This window comes from Streptococcus sp. 29887 (assembly GCF_032595075.1).
In the GTDB taxonomy this organism is placed as follows: domain Bacteria; phylum Bacillota; class Bacilli; order Lactobacillales; family Streptococcaceae; genus Streptococcus; species Streptococcus iners.
In genome coordinates this window covers 912,603-932,752 of sequence record NZ_CP118735.1, presented here as the reverse complement: position 1 = coordinate 932,752, position 20,150 = coordinate 912,603, and the positions used below count along the sequence as shown (strand labels likewise).

Below are 20,150 nucleotides of genomic sequence, written 5' to 3'. Positions count from 1 at the left end.
ACACTTTCTAACTTTTTACTCTTCATCCAATTGTGCAAATAATTGCGTTGCAGCAACAGCTTTTTTCCAACCTTTGTAGAGCTGTTCTTTACGGGCCTCGTTCATAGCTGGCTGGAAGGATTGTCCAACTGCGTTCAATTCTTTCAATTCATCCAGATCTTTCCAGAAACCTACTGCAAGACCTGCTAGGAAGGCAGCACCAAGTGCGGTTGTTTCCAAGTTTTTAGCACGGGCAATCTCGATACCAAGGATATCAGCCTGGAATTGCATGAGAAGGCTGTTCATAGCTGCGCCACCATCAACCTTCAAGACTGAGATGTCAATACCTGAGTCAATCTGCATGGTGTCAATAACATCGCGTACTTGGTAGGCAATGGATTGGAGAGTTGCTTTCACAAAATCTTCCTTGGTTGTTCCACGCGTCAAGCCAAAGACTGAACCACGCGCATCTGAATTCCAATAAGGAGCTCCCAAACCTGTAAAGGCTGGTACAACATAGACCTCATCATTACTAGTTGACTTGCGAGCCAACTCTTCTGATTCTGGTGATTCTTTAACCATCCGCATACCATCACGAAGCCATTGCACAGCTGAGCCTGCGATAAAGATTGACCCTTCGAGTGCATAGTAAACTTTTCCGTTGATGCCATAACCGATAGTGGTCAAGAGGCTATTCTCAGAAAGCTGCATTTCCTCACCAGTGTTCATAACGATGAAGGAACCTGTTCCATAGGTATTTTTCACCATACCTGGCTCAAAGGCCAACTGTCCAAAGAGGGCTGCTTGTTGGTCACCTGCCATACCAGAGATAGGAACTTCTGCTCCGTAGAAATGGAATGGAGCTGTGGTACCATAAACTTCTGAGTTGGAACGAACTTCTGGCAACATAGCTTTTGGAATATTGAGGAGTTCAAGGATTTCATCATCCCACTTGAGTTCCTTGATATTGTAAAGCATGGTACGAGCTGCGTTAGAGTAGTCCGTCACATGGCACTTACCATTGGTCAATTTCCAAACCAACCAAGTATCAATAGTTCCAAAGAGGATTTCACCTTTTTCTGCACGTTCTTGAGCTCCAGGAACTTGGTCCAAAATCCAACGAACTTTTGTAGCTGAGAAGTATGCATCAATGACCAAGCCTGTTTTCTTATGAAAGAGTTCGGCATGTCCATCTTGTTTTAACTGTTCTGCAATGTGGGCTGTCTGACGTGATTGCCAAACAATGGCGTTATAAATCGGAAGTCCAGTTTCCTTGTCCCAAACAACTGTTGTTTCACGTTGGTTGGTGATACCAATCCCTTCAATCTGGTCTGGACGAACACCACTTTCAATAAAGGAACCTGCAATAACAGACTGAACAGAATTCCAAATCTCATTGGCATTATGTTCTACCCAACCTGGTTTAGGGAAGATTTGTGTAAATTCTTTTTGGTAGCTACCAACCTTTTCACCTTTTTTGTTAAAGATGATGGCGCGTGAGCTCGTTGTACCTTGGTCAATGGCCATGATGTATTTTTCTGCAGACATTTCCTGTCCTCCTTGTAGGTTTATCTTATTTTTGAAAGCGTTTCCGACTTCCTTGTGATTTTATTGTAATCCATTTTTCGAAAATAATCTTATCAATTTTTTTACTATTTCAAAAAAAACTGATAAAGTTATCGTCTTTTAGGAGCAAAAGAAAAACTTCCTAGATAACTAGAAAGCTTTTCACCGCCGTTCAATCCGAAACTGCTTTCGTTCGACCAAGCGTTTTGACTGCTCTAACTTGCGCTGATGAATTATCTGAATAAGGCTCTTTACATCCTTCAACTCCTGAGTAGTTGGTAGACCATAGATATGATAAGATGGGTCTTGCTGCCAAGGATAATCATGGCAAATAACCAGATCATAGTATTGGTCTGATTGGATAGGTTCGATTTGAATGGACCGATTACGTTCTAAGGACTGACGAAGGACTTGTAAAATGGGAGAACTAATGACAGACGGATAACTGGATGCCCACCCAATTTTTACCATGGTTGGCTCCACCTGCATAAAATAAGAAAATAATTGTGTCAAGGATAGCAAATGGCAGGTAGCCAGCCCTTTCCTTCTTCCAAAAATCTCCTCAGATACATGATGCAAGATACTAGAAGCAGCCTCTTGCATGAAGGGAGCATAGCTATCCAACTCATCAAAGCCACTATCGATGCAGGAAGTGAAAAAATAGAGCTGACTAAAAACCTGATTGAGATGATATAGTTCGCCTTCTTCCACTGTCAAATCTGTCTGCAAGAGAATTTTTACACGTTGAAAGGCCCAACTAGTTGCTTCCATAATGGGTCCACCAAAGCCCAAGACCTGTTCTAATTGATGGGCTGCCACTATCCCTTGACTAAACAAGAATGCAAAAATCGACATGGTGTCCCCCTCTTGAAAGGAAGCCGACGCTTGCTGGCGTATGGTTAAAAAGAGCTGACGTAGGTGACGGTAAAATTTATGCTGCTCATAGGGGGCCATTAACTGATAAACTGCCTGGAAATCCAAATCCTTCAATCGCATTCTTTTCTGGACAATCATCAACCAGAGAGCCAGTTGATGGGCCTGCCGAGGATTAAACTGGGATTGATAAAAGCGTTCAAATATCGGCAGGTGCCCAAGTTGCTCCATAAAGACCCGATCTTGTTCTAACTCCTTGAAAGGCTTGGTCAACCAGAATAATTGATAATAAAAATAGCGAATTTGCAACTCACTGCCCCGCAAACGACCGTTCCGTATGGTCACCTGAAACTCTTTCAGGACTTTGTTTAATGACGAAAGGTGTCTGTTCAAAGTAGCCTCACTCAGCAATAAATCTTGAGCTAGCATGGGGATGGAGCATTCATTTTTATCAAAAAAATAAAGTAAAATCTGGTACTTGATACTGGTTCTAAAGAGATAGGCAAACAGGTCTTGACTGGATAAATTAGCTCCGCGTTGTAAGACAATTTCCTCTTCTTTAATCTGAAAGAAAAGACCAAACTGCTCAACCTCTTCAGAGAAACTTTCTATATAGCGTAACAAGGTAGATTTAGACAGATGGAGCTCCTGGGCAACTTCCTTTATTCCAATAGGTGCAATGGACTTGCGCAAGAGAAGAAAGAGCTGGTAAATGGCGCGCTCACGTTTTTCCAATAAATCTAGAATATGCACACAATCACCACCTATTCTTGGTCCGTATTTTGCCACAAATACTGATTGGCTGCCTCCACAATGAATGGTTGCAAATCTGTCCTCCTTGGCAAACAGAGCCAAGATTCTTGTAGCAAATCTTCCACCGTCATTTCCTTAGAGATGGCAAGAGCAAGAACATTCATCTGTGCCATGTGGTCAGAGGAAGATACCAATTGACCACCAAGAATACGTCCATCCTCTCGACTGACCACCATTTTGAAGTCTATTTCTTTTTCATCCCACTGGCTGAATGGTTGTCGGATGCGAATAGTGTCTGTGTCCAACCACAGGTTTGCTTCCCTTTCCGTCAGACCTACGCTAGTCAGATTATAGCCAAACACATGGGTGGAAACAATGCGTTGAACAGGCTTTAAGCGCTTCTTCTTAGCCAGAAGATTTTCAGCAACCAGACGCCCTGTCAACATAGCATGGTTAATCATGGGCAGATAGGCCTGCCCAAACATAGTAACAGGCATCCGGATTAAATCTCCTACCGCAAAAATTCCAGATTGACTGGTTTCAAGATAGTCATCCACCAGAATACTACCATCTGTATTCAGGTCCACTAATCCTTCCACCAAATCTGTATGGGGTCTAAAGTTGGTACCCAAAAGAACAAAGTCAGACAGGTAGGTTCCCTGCAAACTGCTTAACTGGACTTGACCCAACTCATTCAAGTTAACTTCATTAACTGTTTCCGAAAAATGATAGTCCAAGCCTATCCGTTCGAATTCATTCCAGATGAAGTCGACCATTTCCTGATCAAAATACTTGGCCAAGGGCCATTCTTGCGACTCTATCAATCTAAGCTTCAAAGGCAAACGACTGAGAGCCTCTAGGCTTTCAAGACCAATTTGACCAGCGCCTATTACCGTCACATTCTCTGCCTCTCCGAGCTTTTCTAAGCTCTTTTTAGCTTGGCCAAGGGATTTACTTGTCAAAATTTTTTCTGATAGATCGACCGACTGATGTTCCCAAACTTGTTGGGCTCCCATGGCTAAAATGAGATAGTCGTAGGATAATTCTCGCGTGCTTTCTTCTTTTTTTAGCCTTATTTTTTTAGATACAGCTTCTATGGAAATGCATTCCCATCCAAGTAAGAAATGAAGGACCGACTGCTCTAGCCCCTCAAAATAGCCAACCCTTGCTTCTTCCCAGCTTGAAATTTCTCCTTTTACTTTCCAATTGAGTGCATTGGGAAAATAACCGATACTTTCTTCCTTGTCAATCAAGTAAATAGTCGCTTGTGGATAGCGTTTCTGGCATTCCATTGCAGCTGTCAAACCAGCGAATGAAGCACCAATGATCAAAATATTCATCCCGCTTCCTCCCTTCTTCTCCATTATAGCATTGACAAGGCAAATTCTTATTGAAAAGGTTTACACATCCAAACAAAAAAGCACACCTATTTTATGATGTGCTTGAATAAATTTAGATAAAAGGTCGAAAATAGCAGTTAATGCCTTGGATGGCCTCACATTTGAGTTTATAGGCTCGGGTTAAAAACGTCCACTGGACGTTGCTCGCTCTCTTGTTTCTTGGCTCGCGTTAAAACAGTCTATCCCCGACTGTCCTCGCTTTCGCATTTCTAGGCTCGGGTCTTCTATGGTCACTTTCGTATTTCTTGGTGACCAGCTGATATACTTCGCTTTTTGGTTTGCAGGCTCAGGTACGAATAGTCCACCGAACAAGCCTCGCTTTCGTATTTTCAGGCTCGGGTCTTCTGTGGTCACTTTCGTATTTCTTGGTGACCAGCTGAAACAGTTCCCCGAACTGTTTCACTCCACCAGACATTGTTCGCTCTCTTATTTCAAGGCTCACGTTAAAATAGTCACTCCCCGACTGTCCTCGCTTTCGCATTTCTAGGCTCGGGTCTTCTGTGGTCACTTTCGTATTTCTTGGTGACCAGCTGAAACAGTTCCCCGAACTGTTTCACTCCCCCAGACATTTTTAATAATCTGGTCTAACCACACCAGTCACAGTTGCTTTGGTTGCTTCGTAGTCGCCGTCAACGACGACTTTGATAATGCGTTTTGCATCTTCTTCTCGACAAGGTACCAATGGTAAGCGGAGTGGTCCAACTTCAAATCCCATGTAATTGAGAACTGCCTTGACTGGTGCAGGACTTGGATAGGAGAATAGAGCATTAACTTTCGGAATAAACTTGCGTTGAATGGCTGCCGCTGTTCGGATATCTTGCTGCTCAATGGCAGTAAACATCTCAAACATTTCATCGCCATTGGTATGGGAAGCAACGGAGATTACACCATCTGCTCCCAAGTTCATAGCATGAAAGGCATCGCCATCTTCACCTGTATACACTAAGAAATCCTCTGGTTTGTTTTCAATCAAGTAAGCCATATTGGCAAGGCTGGTACACTCTTTTACACCAATGATATTTGGATGCTCCGCCAAACGCAACATGGTTTCTGGCGTCATTTCGACCACGACACGACCTGGGATATTGTAGATAATGATTGGCAAATCAGAAGCATCCGCAATAGCCTTGAAGTGCTGGTACATACCTTCTTGTGAAGGCTTGTTGTAATAAGGCACGATGGCAAGACCTGCCGCAAAGCCACCAAAGGCCGCAACTTCCTTGGCAAACTCGATGGAGTCACGGGTATCATTAGTACCGATACCAGCAATCAAAGGCACACGACCATTAACAATTTTTTGCACCGCCGCAAATAATTCTAACTCTTCTGCGTGTGTAAGGGTTGGACTTTCGGCAGTTGTTCCTGCCAACAAAATCCCTTCCGTATGATGAGCCAACAAATGTTCGACCAATTCTGGCAATACATCATAGTTAATTGCACCATCTTCTTTAAAAGGTGTAATCATGGCTGTAATGATTTTTACATCGCGTAAATCTTGAATAGACATAGATTTTCTCTCTTTCTCTTGACAAAAAAGGCTGAAACCAGCCTTTGATTTTTTCTAAGTCCTCAAACTTATTTCAATTCAAATTTCAATTCTGCAGTTGGACGAACCAATCCACGTTCATGGAGAGTTTCAGCGATTTGAACTGAGTTCCATGCTGCACCCTTGAGCAAATTATCTGAAACAACCCACATGTGAATACCATTTTCCTTATCCAAATCCTTACGAATACGACCAACGAAAGTATCACGGCTACCCACTGCGTTAATAGCTTGCGGATAAATTTGATTAGCCACATCATCTTCCAACACTGCACCTGGGAAGGCTGCGATAGCTGCTTTCACTTCATCAATCGGAGCAATTTCCTTGGTTTCAATGTAAACAGACTCAGAGTGGGCAGACAAGACTGGGATACGGACACAGGTTGCAGAAACGGCAATGCTGTCATCTTCCATGATTTTCTTGGTTTCTTTTGTCATCTTCATCTCTTCATAAGTGTAGTCATTTTCGGTGAAGAGGTCGATTTGTGGAATGGCATTGAAGCCGATTGGGTAGTGTTTCTTATCACCACCTGAAGGAAGAATGTTTGCTTCTACCGCTTTTGGCTCGACTCCATCATTCAATACAGAACGAAGCTGAGCTTGTGTTTCCAAGATAGCCCCCATACCAGCACCAGAAACTGCCTGATAGGTCGATACGATAATCCGTTCCAAGCCCCACTTCTGACGAACAGGTTCAAGCGCAACCATCATCTGAATGGTCGAACAGTTAGGACAAGCAATGATACCATTGTGGGCATCAAGTGCGTGAGCATTTACTTCTGGAACAACCAAAGGTACATCTGGATTTTGACGGAAATAAGAAGTGTTGTCCACTACAACTGCGCCAGCTTTAACCGCGTAAGGAGCGAACTTAGCAGACGTAGAACCACCAGCTGAAAAGAGGGCAATATCCACGCCTTCAAAAGCTGTTTCTGTTGTTTCTTCAATGATAATGTCCTGTCCCTTGAACTGCAAGGTCTTACCTGCAGAGCGGGCAGAAGCCAAGAAACGTACTTTCTCGATTGGTAGAGTTGACTCTTCCAACATTTTAATCATTTGGGCACCAACTGCACCAGTCGCACCAACAACAGCTACTACATAAGCCATAGAAATCTCCTTTAGGTCAATTCTTCAAAATTTTCTAAAAATTTGTTATTTCATAATTATACCATAATATTTTCAAAAGAAAAGCCCTGAGAAAACTGAATTTCTCAGGACCAATTTAAAATAATTATGCAGAGTAGGCAAACATCTGCGAACGTTGCTCAATTTCCTCTGGGGTCAAAGCACTATTATAAAGGACAAATTGACGGAGATTCAACTCATCAACCGTCCAACGAAGTTCCGTTTGACGACGGGTTGCACCAACTTGGACATGATCCATAGCTGTTGCTGAGGTAAATGGAGCTTGCGACATGGTCGTCTGACCAGACAATTTTCCATTTACATATAATTTAACTAGATACTGGCTACCTGTCCCAACTTGTTCATAGGTTATGGCCACAGTATTCCAATTTCCATTTATTAGTCGCTGACTGGCATCTGTAATATGGCCGATTGTCTGACCACCACTGCCAATACGGCTTTCAAAAATCAGTTTTCCATCTCGCACTATGAGAGCTGAGTACTCATTTTTTAGACTGGCACTTGATGTTGAGAATAGGCTATAAAAACCAGAAGTTGTGCTGGCTTTAAAGTCCATGAAAATTGTTCCACTATTGATAGCTAAAAGGTTATCCTTGATACTGCTATCTAATTCAAGGCGTTTCCCATTTTGGGCATTTGTCTGAAGAGGATCCAAACTCAATACCTGATGATTAGCAAAAGCAGGTTCGGCTTGACTTGGAACGTATTCAAATAATTCCACCTCTTTCAAGGTCATCATGCGATTATTGATCTGATTTGGTCGCACACGCGCCTCCAGAATAATCAACTCCACTCTATCCGCTCGAACCTCTCGTGTAAATTGATAAGTTTCAATCTCTCTTTCATATGGCACTGAAATTTCAGTTGATTGATGAACCAAGTTAGCACCATTATAAGCCTTTATTCGATATTTAGTGACCGTTCCGTTGTTATTGATACGCTTGGTCATGACCAGACTATGCAATCTAGTTGCTTGGCCATTTCTAGTCTGGATAGTGATGGTCTGTGGCAAGGTGACCCGACTATCGCTCAAATTCCAACGAAGTTCCGTCAAACTTTCCTTATTGCCATCCATCAAGTTAGATAAGCCACGCCCAAAGGTATCCTCGTAGACATTTTCACCACGAACCGTTAGACGAGAACTGTCAATCTTCTCTACTCTAAATGCTGGTAGCTCTTCGACAGCATTTCCAACCTCGTACAATTCAACTTCCCTGATGGTCATGGTCCGATTATTGATAACATCTGGACGGAATTTAGCTTCTAAAATAATCAACTCAACCTTATTGGCAAAGACTCTACTTGTAAACTTATAATGATCTTCTGTCTGAGCATAGGGAACTTCAATCATACCCGAATCATGTGTCAACACCGTATCAGTATATGTTTTGATACGATACTTGGTGACTGTACCATAATTATTGATCCGTTTAAACAGAGAGAGCTTGTCCAGCTGAATAACCTGATTATCGCGTGTCTGGATAGAAATAGTTTGCGGAAGTCTTACCTTGCTATTACTCAAATTCCATAGCAATTCTGTTAGTGTATCTAGGTTGCCATCCATCAAATTAGCCAGACCGCGTCGATGACCATCCTCATAAACATCTTCGCCTCTCACTAAAAGGCGGTCCGATGTAACTTTCTGACTAGACGTCGCCAGTGACGGTTCAAAAATAGCTTTTAAATAGACCTGTTGATTTTCCGGTGTCACAATAGCCCCACTAACAAGCCCGTCAAAAACAAGCACTCCTGTCGTAGAATTCCAGTTATAAACCAAGGTCCTAGCATCCAACTGTCCGATGTAGCTCAGTTGGTGACCTGATTGGATCCGTAATTGAGGACGTCCCAAGGCCAACACCGGTTTAGTGAAGGACAGATACAACCGATTATCACGACCCAAACTAACAGTTTGTACGGCACTGGCGTAACTTGTACTCACAGGTTTTGTCAAATAATCCCAAGTGACCGTTTTGTAATATAAACTATAGGCATTCTGATTACCAGTCGTATGCTCGTAGAGAATACCAAAGGTATCATTGCCAAGATATTGAATGGAATTGTAGGCGAAATTTCCTTCCTGAATAAGAGTATGATGGGTCCAGATTAAACGACCATTAGTCGTTACCTCTGCCAAATGGATAGTACCATTGGTACGATTACGGTCAGGACCAGCTGCATTGGCTAAAAGAACATACTCTTTACCATTACGAACGTGACGAATAGCCGACAATTGAACATAAGGATCATGAACATCTTCCATCACCTCTAGCTCTTTCAACCAGGTTTGACCTCCATCTAAACTTGTTGCCACACGTACCTTACCAGCTAAACCACGCATAAACATTTTCAACTGACCATTCCCCAGTTGCACTAGGCTTGCTTCTGTTCCCTGTTCTTTTCGATTATTCATCGTACTAGAGTGCAAAACAGTTCCATCAGCCAAGGGACGATCATCATTGAAGCTTTTACCAGATTTCCAGGTCCTACCATGATCATCTGAATAGAGTACAAGAGCCGATTGAGAACCATGTAAACCAGTCACCCAGTTGGCAGAGTAGGCAGGAACAACCAAACGCCCTTTATTTGGACCAGTATGAAGGACAATGCCTGTACCAGGACCCAGACCTAAAAACTTCATAAAGTCTTTTTTTACACTAGGTGTAATATCTGTAGGTCTAGACCAAGTTCGTCCATCATCATCACTATAGGACATCCAAATATAGTTGGCATTTGCTACACGAAATAGACCTGGATCAGCCGTCTGATTATAGATATTCCCTATCAATTCTTGATCATAGTACAAGTCACCCATATTTGCATAGGCTGGACTGGTGTCGCGAATATTAACACGGTAGAGGGTAATTTGTCCATCTGGCGTATAAATATAGCCATTTTCTCTCAAAGTAAAGGGTCTATCATTCTTGTTACTATAAAGATTTAGATAGGATTTTCCATCGATGACGGTATACTCTACCTCTCTTTGAGACGGCATTCCAAATAAGGCTTGGCCTTCTGGATACATATCGTAAATAGCAAAAATTCGTTTCGTTGTAGGGTCTTGAACAAGAGCTGTATCGATGGTTAAAGGAGCACCAATCGTCGGATTACTTGCCTTGGCATTATTTTTTAAATCAACTATTTTAATGGTCGGTCCCCAAGTAGTTCCATTATCCGAACTCCGTTTAACAGCCTGCGCAATATCGCCCCAGTCACCTGAATGGTCATGACGCATATCTGTAGCAGCAATCAAGGTTCCTTTATCCGTTCTTAACAGAGCTGGAATACGAAAACTTGCTGCCCCTTCTGGACCTTTCTGACCAGCTCTACCTCCTTCAAAAACCGCTACCTTCTCAGATATACCCACAGTTGCTGGACTGCTTACCTCTGGACTTTGACGGACAAATAATTCGGAACGTCGTGCCACTTCATCCGCTGTCAACACCTTATTATAAAAGGTAAAATTCCGAATATCCATGCGGTCCACACCCCAACGTAGTTCACTTCCACGTTTGGTTGCCCCAAGTTGAGCATGGTTCATAGCTGTCGCGCTGGTAAAAATTCCTTGACTAGCTCTAGTTCCACCTGAAAATTCACCGTTGATGTAGAGCTTAACATCCATCTCCTGACTATTTAGGACTTTTTCATAGGTCATGGCAACTGCATTCCATTCCCCGTTGACCATATTGGCATCCATCTGCGTGACATTGGCAATGGTCCGTCCACCATCTACACGGCTTTCAAGCATAATACTGCTATCTTTTGCAATGAGTGCCGTATATTCATTAGCCTTTGTATCACTGGATGTTGAAAACAGACTATGGAAACCAGCATTTTGACTAGCCTTATATTCCATATAAATAGTACCATTCTCAGACTGCTTAATCAGCTGTTCAGTGCCTTCGTCTAGGACATGGCGTTTATCATTGCTGGTATCTAATTGGACAGATTCGACCTTGGTAACTTCATTAGCTTCAAATTCCTTGGCTGGACTATCTTCATTTATTGTGACGGATCCTCCACGAAATTCCATTGAAGTATCGGATGGGGTAGGGGGAGCTTCTTCTACTGGTGGTTGCTGGATATGAGGGTCTGAAAATACTGGAACCTCTACCCCAACAGCAGCTGGGTCTACCACCTCTTCAATATCTAACTCCGTATTTTCGACTACTGGTTGGAGGACAGCAACTGCTTGCTGGTTCTCAACAGTCGGTACAATCTCTTGCCCCTGAACTTGCTCGATACAGAAGAAAGCAGGTAGTATCATGCTTGAAAATAGGGACACCTTGTAAATTGATGATTTGGTAATCTTTTTCATATAATCTCCACAATTATTTTCCGTCCTAGTTAATCACAACCAGGAAGTAGTAAAAGAAAAACACTAATTCCTTATCTCAACTAAAAACAAGGAATATATCTAGTATTAGACTATCATCAAAAATTGATTATAGGAAGCATTTGGTGCAAAAGGAACATGAACTACTAGAAAAGAAAAAAGCCCACCTCAAGGGTGGGCAAGGGCATCGTTTCCGATGAGATTAGAAGGTTCACAGCATCTAACCAAGGTCCGCTCCTGCGTTTCAATCTAATGAAGACCTCCCTAGCGTCGAATGTGACAAAGTCACTACTCGGCTCATCGCATGTACCTATTCTAACATAATTTCTAGGATTTGCAAGTCTGACTACTCCGTACGTTCTTGAATAGTCACCTGAACTCTATCACCAGCCTGTTTACCTATGGTAGCTCGAATAGCCTTCTGAATTCCGATAATATAGCAGATATTCCCTTCTATATCACAAACTCCCATATTTACGATTGAACCATCATAAGGATGTTCATCAAAAGTCGCATGGACTTTTACTCTGCCTTTGCCAAATTCCTCTCGAATATCATAAGGAAAGATGACATAGGCTCCTCCCTTATCTGGAACAGGGTGGATAATTGCTTCAAATTCATATACTTTAGACAAAATTCCTCCTAGATGTACTTACTAGCTTCGCGAATGGACAAGCCTGCCATTTGAGAACTATATTTATCAAGAAAAGCTCGTACCCAGTCAGGATTGGTTTTGGAATAATCTCGCAAACTCCAGCCAATTGCCTTGTTAATGAAAAATTCAGTCTGATTGAGATTGTTAACGATAATTTTCTCAAGAAGTTCTGTATCTGTCTTTTCTTTTAGCAAGAGTTGGTGGTCAATGGCAATTCGCCTCAACCAGAAATCATCATCAAGGCTCCATTCCAAAATGGTCTGCTTGGCCTCAGGATTGTCCAAAACAATCTTGCCTACTAATTTATCAAGACCGTCAATGCTATCCCACCAAGACTTGGCCTGGGCTAATTTTTTCAAACGGGGTAGGTCGGCTAAAACCAAATCCTTTTTCTTTGTCACCAGATAATCAATAGCAATATATTGAAACTCACGGTAGGAGCTTGCCCAACAAGCCTCTACAAAATCCCAGTTAATTCCCTGAGCCTTGAAATCTTTGAAAAACTGCTTGGCAACTTTTCGGCGGTCAGGCGTTCGTACACCTAAGAATTCAAAGTTATTTTTCATATAAGCTTTCATAGGCTGGGCTTGACTAACATCTGCCACAGCATTGAGCCGTTCCTCTAATTCTTCAATTTTCATCCATTTCACCTACCAAGGATTTCTGTAGCCAGACAATATCGTGCCAGGTAGCAAATTTATAACCTACTTTTTTGAAATGAGCTACCTGTTCATACCCCCTCTTCTCATGGAGGGCAAGGGAGGCTGGGTTAGGCAAGGCAATACAGGCTAAAAAGTTCATAAAGCCACGCGCCGCTAGGTCTTCTTCCAAGGCATCATATAAAAGACTTCCGATCCCTTTTCCACGAGCTTCTTTACTGACATAAACAGACAATTCCACTGTCCAATCGTATGCAGCACGGGCATAGTAGGTCGATGCATAGGCATAGCCCACAACTCGCCCATCTTCTTCAGCGACTAGATAGGGAAATTTCTCCAAAGTCTTTTCAATACGACCGGCAAAGTCCGCCACAGTCGGCACTTCTGTTTCAAAAGTAATGGCGGTACCTTCAACATAAGGAGCGTAGATAGCCACCAAATCTGCAGCATCCTCTATCTTAACTGACCGAATGTGTATCATTTTTACTCCAACAATTCTCTGTCATAAATCGTATAGTCACAGCGGTAAATAATCAAACGCTTGCCGTCAATTAAGAGTTCAGAAGTCTTAGGCGCATCAGAAGCATAGAGGGACACCTTATCACCAGCATAGGTCGCAAGAGGAGTTCCGTTTTGCGAACGAATTAAAACAACCTTTGCTTTACCTGTAAAATCATTTTTCAAGCTAGAAACCATCCGATTAACAATGGGAATAGAAGGATCATAGTTGACCATATCTACAGAAGATTGATACTTGGCAAATAAATCCTCCAAGCCCTCTTCTGCAGCAATCAAGGAAGAACCAACATGGTCAATTTCATAGTTACCGAGTGTCACCTTCAAAACAGACGAATCCGCATTAGAATAGCCTTCGGCATCCACGGAATCGAATTCTTCATTCCGCGAAATCGATAAGGATTTACCAGACATTTCATCGATTAACTGAGAATTTTCATCAAATGTCCGAACTGTCATTTCCAAACCAATCCATTCTTCCTTGGTATTTTTCCACCAATTTGAAATCGACTGACAGGCTGACAATGTAAACAAACTTGTGACTAAGACAGCACTAAGTGCTAGTTTTTTATTCCATTTCATATAAAACCTCCAATGGTTGATACCTTATTGTAACATGGAAGAAGAAAAACCGCCCTATCGGACGGTCATTACAGTATTAAAAATTAAAGACATCATTCAAATTCTCAGCCATAGTCGGATGGGTGAAGATTTGCGTTTTGAAGTAGGTATAAGGGATTTTATTATCAATCGCCATAGCAATCAGGTTAATCAATTCTTCAGAATTGCGACCAAAGAAAGTTGCACCAAGAACAAGCTTACTTTCCTTATCCACGATAACCTTGAAAATGCCTTTGAGGTCATTATTAACATGGGCACGAGGCATATTGGCAACAGGCAATTCATTGGCAATGTAGTCGTAACCTGCTTCCTTGGCTTCCTTCTCGGTCAGACCAACACGAGAAAGCACAGGCGTGATAAAGACACTGGTTGGGATTGACTTGCGTTGGCTCAAGCTATAAGTTCCAGTCCCAGTCAACTTGCCAAAAACGATACGGAAGTCGTCTAGAGATGTGTAAGTGAATTGTGGACCGCCATTGACATCGCCCACTGCATAGACACCTGGAACAGTCGTTTCGCAGTAGTCATCCACCTTAACAGCACCATTTTCCAAAACCTCAATGGCTGTATTTTCCAAGCCCAAGTCAGCAGTGTTTGGCACACGACCTGTCGCATAGAGGACAGCATCAAAGTTAGCTGTTTCACCATTGACAGTCAGGGCAACTTGATCACCTGCTGCTGCGACTTGCTCAATTTTAGCACCCAAGGCGAAGGTCACGCCAGCTTCTTCCATATACTCCTTGGCTAGCTTGGCAACCACTTCTTCTTCTCTTGGTAAAATAGCAGAGCTGGCTTCATATACTGTCACCTGACTGCCGAGTTTGCTATAAAGACCAGCAAATTCCAGTCCGATGTTGCCTCCGCCGATAATTGCCAGCTTGTCAGGACGAACCTCCAAATTCTGAATGCCAGTACTGTCATAAACGTTTGGCGTATCCAACAAGCCAGGAATTGGAAGAACACGCGACTTGGCACCTGTGTTAATGATAACAGTTTCAGCAGTTAACTGAAGGCTTTCTTCTCCAGCAACTACCTCCACAACCTTGTCAGCCACAAAACGCGCGTGACCTTGATAGAGATGGGCTCCACTGCCTTTCAAGACTGCCTCGTTTTTGTTCCGCAAGCGAGTAGTAACGGCTTCCTTTTGCTCCATGACCTGCTCAAAAGTCCAGTTTTTATCCGCTGCTACCAAGAGGGTCTTAGTTGGAATACAGCCAATATTGATACAGGTGCCACCAAACATGGCAGGATTTTCCTCAACCAAAGCTACCTTTTTACCAGCTGCAGAAAGCTTTCCTGCCAAGGTCTTTCCAGCCTTACCAAAACCGATAACTAACAAATCAAATTGTTCCATAAGATACTCCTTTTAATGTTTTCAACCCTAGTCTATCAAAAAAGAAAATTTTTGGCACAATTCTGCTACGGCAGTAGAATTTTGAATTACTTTAGCAAAAAAACAGATAAAAATTAGACAAGATGGCATAATTTTTGCTACAATGTATCCATACACTAATTCGTTAATACAAAGGAGTTTTCAATGCGAAACATATTACACTATTGTAAAACCTATTTCCCCATTCTTTTAGCCAGCTTTGGGTTTGTAAAAGGCTGTCAAATGATATTTGAAGAGTTGGCCCAACCAAATGGTATGGAAGCCAAGTATCCCTTATTTTTACTGACTATCTCTGTTGCTGCCCTTTATATCATTCCCCTAGTCTATTTTATCCGCTACTTGGAAAAACGCTATGCAATTTCTAAAAAAGTCAGTCATTTGAATTGGATTTTGGGACTAACTGCCGGAGTGGCTTTTTCAGACTATGGACACACTGCTATCGGTTACTTTTTGCTAGAGATTGTTAAGGTCAGTGATGATTTTCGTTATGACTGGGGGGCTGCTGTTTCTGCCCCGTTTGCAGAAGAGTTTGGCAAGGCTCTGGTTGTTCTCTTGGTTTTACTCATTGCAAGAAAAATGACGCTCAAACATGCCTTGGTCAGTGGTATCATCGCGGGTCTTAGTTTCCAAATCGTTGAAGATATCATGTTCACTTTTCGTGATATGTTTATTGGTAAACTGGATGGGTTTGAGACCATTATCGGTCGTGTTGGACAGGCTGGTTGGACCCACTGGGTATTTACCATGCTCTTTGCTATTGGTATGGTGGCACTTTTTACCAAACAAAAAGCTATATCAAAAGTTCAAGGTGTGCTTTGGATTGCGGCAAGTATCGGTCTGCACTTCTTCTTTAACTCACCATTGCATACAGGTATTTTAACAACCCTGCTTCCGATGGCTAGTGTCTTGCTGGGACTTCTTGCCTATCGAACAGTTGATCAGTTAACAGAGTAACAGAAAAAAATCCGCCCAAGCGAGCGGATTTTATTCTATTTCATCAGATTAGAACAAACCAATAGCTGTTCCATCTTCTGCCACATCCATATTGAGGGCTGCAGGGGCTTTTGGAAGACCTGGCATGGTCATAACATCACCTGTCAATGCAACGATGAAACCTGCTCCCAATTTTGGCACAAATTCACGGACTGTAATGTCAAAACCTGTTGGTGCACCAAGGGCAAACTGATCATCTGAGAAACTGTATTGGGTCTTGGCCATGCAGACTGGCAACTTATCCCAACCATTCTTAGCAAATTCAGCCAGTTGATTGCGGGCTTTCTTTTCAAAGACAACACCTCTACCACCGTAGATTTGTGTAACAATCTTGGTCACTTTCTCTTCCAAGCTGTCTTCAGCCTTATAAAGACGTTGGTAATTGGCTACATTATTTTCAATAGTAGCAACGACTGTTTCAGCTAGTTCAACACCACCATCAGCGCCGTTTGCCCAAACGCTAGCCAACTCGACAGGTACGCCAATTTCAGCGCAAAGTTCTTTCAAAGCAGCGATTTCATCAGCTGTATCTGAGACGAATTCGTTGATAGCAACAACTGCTGGAATACCATACTTCTGGATATTTTCCACGTGACGTTTGAGGTTGGCAAAACCAGCTCTCACTGCCTCTACATTTTCAGTTGACAATTCTGACTTAGCTACACCACCGTGCATCTTGAGGGCACGAAGTGTTGCGACAATAACCACTGCATCAGGAGCCTTAGGCAAGTTCGGCACCTTAATGTCGAGGAACTTCTCTGCTCCAAGGTCAGCACCAAAGCCTGCTTCTGTGACGGTATAGTCAGCCAATCGCAGAGCGGTTGTGGTTGCCAAGACTGAGTTACAGCCATGAGCGATGTTAGCAAATGGACCGCCATGGACAAAAGCTGGCGTGCCATAGATAGTTTGGACAAGGTTTGGTTTGATAGCATCCTTCAAAATGAGGGTCAAAGCACCTTCCACCGCCAAATCACGCACGTAGACAGGACTGCGATCGAAACGATAACCGATCACGATATTGGCCAATCGTTCTTTCAAGTCATTGATGTCTGTCGCCAAACACAAAATCGCCATGATTTCAGAAGCAACGGTAATATCAAAACCATCTTCACGAGGAATACCATTGAGCGGACCACCCAAGCCAACAGTTACTTTACGCAAAGCACGGTCGTTGAGGTCCACCACCCGTTTCCAGATGATGCGACGTTGGTCAATACCGATTGCATTTCCTTGGTGGATATGGTTATCAATCAAGGCTGAAAGAGCATTGTTTGCCGTGGTAATGGCATGCATGTCACCTGTAAAATGCAGGTTGATGTCTTCCATTGGCAAGACCTGAGCATAGCCACCACCTGCAGCTCCACCTTTGATCCCCATGACAGGTCCCAAAGAAGGCTCACGAAGGGCAATCATGGTTTTCTTGCCAATCTTTGATAGTGCATCAGCCAAACCGATGGTAATAGTTGACTTACCTTCACCAGCAGGTGTTGGGTTGATAGCTGTTACTAAAATCAACTTACCTGGTTCATTGTCTTTCACCGCATTGATCTTATCAAAAGATAATTTTGCCTTGTATTTTCCATAAAGTTCAATATCATCAAAGCTGATACCAACTTTTTCAACGATTTCAGTAATAGGTTTCAAGGTCACACTTTGTGCAATTTCAATATCTGTTTTCATGAGAGCTCCATTTCCATATTTTTCACAAACATTATACCATAGAAAAAATGATTTTCGCATATTTTCCGAAGTTATTGCAGATAATGTACGGTTTTTGGATACAATTAATCCCGATGAAAGCACAATCATTTCAGTTAGGGAGATGATTTAATAAATCTTTGTGAAAATATCTTCTCTGAAACTTTACGAAAAATGGAAATTCTAGTACAATATGAACATGAAACTATTGATTACATCAGGTGGCACCAGTGAAGCCATTGACCAAGTTCGAGCTATTACCAATCATGCCTCTGGTAATCTTGGGAAAATCATTGCTGAACAGGCTTTGAGGATTGGACATGAAGTCACGCTTGTCACTACCAAGCAGGCTATTAAACCTGAACCACAGAAGAATTTAACCATTATCGAAATTACAAATGTTGAAAGTTTAAAATCAACTTTAGAACCCTTGGTCAAGACCCACCATGTCCTCATTCATAGCATGGCCGTATCGGATTATACACCTGTTTACATGACTGGCTTGGATGAGGTTCAGGCAACCGAAGATATTACTAGCTTATTGGATAAGAAAAATGCTGAGAGCAAGATTTCTTCCAAGGATGACTACCAAGTCCTTTTCCTCAAAAAAACACCTAAGGTTATTTCCTTTGTCAAAAAATGGAATCCAGCTATCCAGCTCATCGGATTTAAACTCTTGGTTGATGTTCCAAAAGAAGAATTATTTGCTGTTGCCCGCCAAAGCATTGAACGCAATGGTGCAGATTATATCCTTGCTAATGACTTGACAGATATCAAAGGTAATCAACACATCGCCTATTTAGTAGACAAGACTTCCGAAGTTCAAGCTCAGACGAAAGAAGAAATTGCTCAACTCATTTTGGCAAGCCTCAAAAAAGGAGAAAAACATGGCTAACATTACTCTGGCTGTAACTGGCTCCATTTCCGCCTATAAGGCAGCTGACTTGACCAGTCAATTAACCAAACTGGGTCATCAGGTGACCGTCCTCATGAGCCGCTCTGCTATGGACTTTATCACACCCTTGACCTTCCAATCCTTGTCAAAAAATCTGGTCCACACAGATGTCATGTTAGAAGAAAATCCTAGCTCAATCAAGCATATCGATATTGCCAAGGCGACAGACCTCTTCATCGTGGCACCTGCTTCTGCCAATACCATCGCGAAATTGGCACATGGTTTGGCAGATAATATGGTTACCGCAACAGCTCTGGCCCTACCCCTTGGGACCAAAAAACTTGTTGCCCCTGCCATGAATACCAATATGTACCTGAATCCTGCCACACAGCAAAATCTCAAAACCTTGACAGAATACGGCTTTGAGGAAATTAAACCACGCGAAGCCCTGCTGGCCTGTGGTGATTTTGGGACAGGTGCCCTAGCTGAAATCGAGATTATTTTAAAGAAAGTGAGTTCTATTCTGAATGAAAACTAAGAAAGCCAACCAAGTCGCAACCCTAGCTATTTTTATCGCTGTTATGGTCGTCATCGAAACCATCAGTCAAGCTATCTTTGCAGCCTTTGTCCTCCCGGTCAAACCGACTGTTACCCATATCCCTGTTATCATTGCAAGTATTATTTATGGACCTCGTATTGGTGCTCAACTGGGTGGTTTTATGGGGATTATGAGTATCATCCGCAATAGTATTATTCTTTCACCTTTGAGCTATGTCTTCTCACCTTTTGTTGAGAATGGAAATCTCTACTCAGTGCTCATCGCACTTGTACCACGGATTTTGATTGGGATTACTCCCTACTATATCTACAAATTGTGGCAAAATAAGGCGGGTCTTGCACTTGCAGGATTAACCGGAACGCTCACCAACACCATCTTCGTTCTTTCCGGAATTTTCTTCTTCTTCGGTGGGGTCTTCAAAGGAGATATTCAAGCTGTTTTGGCAGCCATCGTCTCTGTCAATTCTATCGCTGAAATGGTCATTGCAACCATTCTAACCCTTACCATTGTTCCTGTTTTGCAGAAAGTTCAAAAATAAATATCAGAAAATCATGTGAAAGCGTGAT

At 42.4% G+C, this 20,150-nt stretch carries 16 protein-coding genes; 4 read left to right on the top strand and 12 right to left on the bottom strand.

Annotated features, from left to right (window positions below; genetic code table 11):
• Window positions 1-15: 15 nt before the first annotated feature.
• From glpK to PW252_RS04645, 11 genes are all read right to left on the bottom strand, one after another.
• A complete protein-coding gene (gene glpK / locus PW252_RS04695) occupies window positions 16-1,527 on the bottom strand; it encodes a glycerol kinase GlpK (protein WP_248049713.1) in 1,512 nt (503 codons plus the stop codon).
• Between the two features lie 180 nt (window positions 1,528-1,707).
• Window positions 1,708-3,171: a helix-turn-helix domain-containing protein gene (locus PW252_RS04690; RefSeq protein WP_248049712.1), complete on the bottom strand. Its 1,464-nt coding sequence runs from the start codon at window positions 3,169-3,171 to the stop codon at window positions 1,708-1,710.
• Window positions 3,172-3,182: 11 nt separating this feature from the next.
• Window positions 3,183-4,511: an FAD-dependent oxidoreductase gene (locus PW252_RS04685; protein ID WP_248049711.1), complete on the bottom strand. Its 1,329-nt coding sequence runs from the start codon at window positions 4,509-4,511 to the stop codon at window positions 3,183-3,185.
• Between the two features lie 631 nt (window positions 4,512-5,142).
• Window positions 5,143-6,078, bottom strand: coding sequence for a 4-hydroxy-tetrahydrodipicolinate synthase (gene dapA, locus PW252_RS04680; RefSeq protein ID WP_248049710.1), 936 nt, complete (start codon window positions 6,076-6,078; stop codon window positions 5,143-5,145).
• A 68-nt stretch (window positions 6,079-6,146) separates the two neighbouring features.
• Complete coding sequence (locus PW252_RS04675; protein WP_248049709.1) at window positions 6,147-7,223, bottom strand: aspartate-semialdehyde dehydrogenase; 1,077 nt, start codon at window positions 7,221-7,223, stop codon at window positions 6,147-6,149.
• A gap of 124 nt (window positions 7,224-7,347) precedes the next feature.
• Window positions 7,348-11,577, bottom strand: coding sequence for a sialidase domain-containing protein (locus PW252_RS04670; protein ID WP_248049708.1), 4,230 nt, complete (start codon window positions 11,575-11,577; stop codon window positions 7,348-7,350).
• 364 nt (window positions 11,578-11,941) lie between these two features.
• On the bottom strand, window positions 11,942-12,229 hold the full coding sequence (locus PW252_RS04665; RefSeq protein WP_248049707.1) for a DUF1905 domain-containing protein: 288 nt from the start codon (window positions 12,227-12,229) through the stop codon (window positions 11,942-11,944).
• Window positions 12,230-12,237: 8 nt separating this feature from the next.
• Entirely contained in the window at window positions 12,238-12,891 is a 654-nt protein-coding gene (locus PW252_RS04660) for a DNA alkylation repair protein (protein ID WP_248049704.1), read from the bottom strand.
• Window positions 12,881-13,390 carry a GNAT family N-acetyltransferase gene (locus PW252_RS04655; RefSeq protein WP_248049702.1) on the bottom strand — a complete coding sequence of 170 codons (510 nt, stop codon included), beginning with the start codon at window positions 13,388-13,390 and terminating at the stop codon, window positions 12,881-12,883. The genes PW252_RS04660 and PW252_RS04655 overlap by 11 nt, the downstream gene beginning before the upstream one ends.
• 2 nt (window positions 13,391-13,392) lie before the next feature.
• Window positions 13,393-14,007 (bottom strand): DUF5052 family protein, encoded by a 615-nt coding sequence (locus PW252_RS04650; protein ID WP_248049700.1) that lies wholly within the window; start codon window positions 14,005-14,007, stop codon window positions 13,393-13,395.
• Between the two features lie 76 nt (window positions 14,008-14,083).
• Window positions 14,084-15,400: an FAD-containing oxidoreductase gene (locus tag PW252_RS04645; protein ID WP_248049698.1), complete on the bottom strand. Its 1,317-nt coding sequence runs from the start codon at window positions 15,398-15,400 to the stop codon at window positions 14,084-14,086.
• A 261-nt stretch (window positions 15,401-15,661) separates the two neighbouring features.
• On the opposite strand from PW252_RS04645, the gene PW252_RS04640 reads away from it, so the two are divergent.
• Window positions 15,662-16,393: a PrsW family glutamic-type intramembrane protease gene (locus PW252_RS04640; RefSeq protein ID WP_316716850.1), complete on the top strand. Its 732-nt coding sequence runs from the start codon at window positions 15,662-15,664 to the stop codon at window positions 16,391-16,393.
• Between the two features lie 48 nt (window positions 16,394-16,441).
• Here the strand turns inward: PW252_RS04640 and PW252_RS04635 are convergent, their stop codons facing one another.
• Window positions 16,442-18,112 (bottom strand): formate--tetrahydrofolate ligase, encoded by a 1,671-nt coding sequence (locus PW252_RS04635; RefSeq protein WP_248049694.1) that lies wholly within the window; start codon window positions 18,110-18,112, stop codon window positions 16,442-16,444.
• Window positions 18,113-18,329: 217 nt separating this feature from the next.
• Between PW252_RS04635 and PW252_RS04630 the strand changes: the two genes are divergently transcribed.
• The 3 genes from PW252_RS04630 to PW252_RS04620 are packed head-to-tail and all read left to right on the top strand — an operon-like array spanning window position 18,330 to window position 20,122.
• Window positions 18,330-19,025: a phosphopantothenate--cysteine ligase gene (locus PW252_RS04630; protein WP_248049792.1), complete on the top strand. Its 696-nt coding sequence runs from the start codon at window positions 18,330-18,332 to the stop codon at window positions 19,023-19,025.
• Window positions 19,018-19,563, top strand: a complete 546-nt coding sequence (gene coaC / locus PW252_RS04625) for a phosphopantothenoylcysteine decarboxylase (RefSeq protein ID WP_248049693.1) — start codon at window positions 19,018-19,020, stop codon at window positions 19,561-19,563. Before PW252_RS04630 ends, coaC begins: the two co-directional genes overlap by 8 nt.
• A complete protein-coding gene (locus tag PW252_RS04620; RefSeq protein WP_248049692.1) occupies window positions 19,553-20,122 on the top strand; it encodes an ECF transporter S component in 570 nt (189 codons plus the stop codon). Before coaC ends, PW252_RS04620 begins: the two co-directional genes overlap by 11 nt.
• The last annotated feature ends 28 nt before the right edge of the window (window positions 20,123-20,150 follow it).

Bases quoted from the DNA above. Each gene is read 5' to 3' on its own strand.
- glpK (WP_248049713.1), bottom strand. From the start codon at position 1,527: ATGTCTGCAGAAAAATACATCATGGCCATTGACCAAGGTACAACGAGC.
- PW252_RS04685 (WP_248049711.1), bottom strand. From the start codon at position 4,511: ATGAATATTTTGATCATTGGTGCTTCATTCGCTGGTTTGACAGCTGCA.
- dapA (WP_248049710.1), bottom strand. From the start codon at position 6,078: ATGTCTATTCAAGATTTACGCGATGTAAAAATCATTACAGCCATGATT.
- PW252_RS04675 (WP_248049709.1), bottom strand. From the start codon at position 7,223: ATGGCTTATGTAGTAGCTGTTGTTGGTGCGACTGGTGCAGTTGGTGCC.
- PW252_RS04670 (WP_248049708.1), bottom strand. From the start codon at position 11,577: ATGAAAAAGATTACCAAATCATCAATTTACAAGGTGTCCCTATTTTCA.
- PW252_RS04660 (WP_248049704.1), bottom strand. From the start codon at position 12,891: ATGAAAATTGAAGAATTAGAGGAACGGCTCAATGCTGTGGCAGATGTT.
- PW252_RS04655 (WP_248049702.1), bottom strand. From the start codon at position 13,390: ATGATACACATTCGGTCAGTTAAGATAGAGGATGCTGCAGATTTGGTG.
- PW252_RS04650 (WP_248049700.1), bottom strand. From the start codon at position 14,007: ATGAAATGGAATAAAAAACTAGCACTTAGTGCTGTCTTAGTCACAAGT.
- PW252_RS04645 (WP_248049698.1), bottom strand. From the start codon at position 15,400: ATGGAACAATTTGATTTGTTAGTTATCGGTTTTGGTAAGGCTGGAAAG.
- PW252_RS04640 (WP_316716850.1), top strand. From the start codon at position 15,662: ATGATATTTGAAGAGTTGGCCCAACCAAATGGTATGGAAGCCAAGTAT.
- PW252_RS04635 (WP_248049694.1), bottom strand. From the start codon at position 18,112: ATGAAAACAGATATTGAAATTGCACAAAGTGTGACCTTGAAACCTATT.
- PW252_RS04630 (WP_248049792.1), top strand. From the start codon at position 18,330: ATGAAACTATTGATTACATCAGGTGGCACCAGTGAAGCCATTGACCAA.
- coaC (WP_248049693.1), top strand. From the start codon at position 19,018: ATGGCTAACATTACTCTGGCTGTAACTGGCTCCATTTCCGCCTATAAG.
- PW252_RS04620 (WP_248049692.1), top strand. From the start codon at position 19,553: ATGAAAACTAAGAAAGCCAACCAAGTCGCAACCCTAGCTATTTTTATC.